This is a genomic window from Chromohalobacter sp. 296-RDG (assembly GCF_029889885.1).
Lineage (GTDB): Bacteria > Pseudomonadota > Gammaproteobacteria > Pseudomonadales > Halomonadaceae > Chromohalobacter.
In genome coordinates this window covers 1-933 of the sequence record NZ_JARANY010000266.1, presented here as the reverse complement: position 1 = coordinate 933, position 933 = coordinate 1, and the positions used below count along the sequence as shown (strand labels likewise).

Genomic DNA, 933 nt, shown 5'->3' with positions numbered 1-933 from the left:
GCGCTTGCGGGCAGGCACGGTATGGATCAACAGCTACAAGGTGATCAATGTCATGTCGCCGTTCGGCGGATTCGGCGACAGCGGCTTCGGGCGCTCCAGTGGCATGGAAGGACTCAAGGAATACACCGTGGCACAGAGCGTATGGGTGGAAACCGCCCCCACCGCCAGCGTCGCCATGGGCTATGGCAGCGGCGTGAGCTGACACCGTCGAACCGGCTGCCGCCCATTCGCCTGGTCGGCAGCCGGCCTCACCGGCTCGTTCCGTGTCTTGAGTTGAAAGCCCGCATCCAACGTTCCAGATGCCGCAACAACTGCAAACCCGCCTTCGGCATGCGTCGTCCAACCCGGGTGATGATATGCGCATGTGCCTGACGAAAGCGTTCACAGTCTACGGTACGAGCCACGAGCGCCCCGTCCTCTAGTTCCCGAGCAGCCGCAAAGGCCGGCAGCAGCGTGAGGGTGAGTTCCGATCTAGCAGAATGCAGCAGCACGGAAAGCGAGTTCGTTTGCATCGTGACGTGCTGCCCCAACCCCGCCTCGCGAAAGCCCTCGTCGACCAACTGCCGTACCCCGTGGCCGGTGCGCCATAATGCCATGGGATGCTCGCTGAGTGTGGCGAGAGACAATTCATTATCGATAGCCGCCAAGGGATGTGATGGCGACATCAACGCCACCAGCGGCTGACGGCTGGAATGCCAGAAACGCAGTTGCGGATGCAGCCGCTCGTGGTACATCAAGCCAATATGGGCATCGTCTTCGACCACCGCCTCGATGATGTCGCTGGTACTGCCCGTATTTACATCCAGACGCACACCGCGATAGCGCTCGGTAAACGTTCGCAGCGGCGTATCGAGAAGATCCCCAACGAAGCCCTCCCCGACCGTCAGCGAGAGATGACCGGTTTCCAGCCTCTGGTAGGCATCCAGCGCCTCG

Annotated in this window: 2 protein-coding genes; one reads left to right on the top strand and one right to left on the bottom strand. The window is 61.5% G+C overall.

Going from position 1 to position 933, the window contains the following annotated elements; all coding sequences use genetic code 11:
- Positions 1-202, top strand: a 202-nt coding sequence (locus tag OP495_RS18445) for an aldehyde dehydrogenase family protein (protein WP_280571228.1), incomplete at its 5' end; no start/stop codon positions are given.
- Positions 203-248: 46 nt separating this feature from the next.
- On the opposite strand, the gene OP495_RS18440 is transcribed toward OP495_RS18445, so the two are convergent.
- Positions 249-933, bottom strand: a 685-nt coding sequence (locus tag OP495_RS18440) for a LysR substrate-binding domain-containing protein (RefSeq protein WP_280571227.1), incomplete at its 5' end; no start/stop codon positions are given.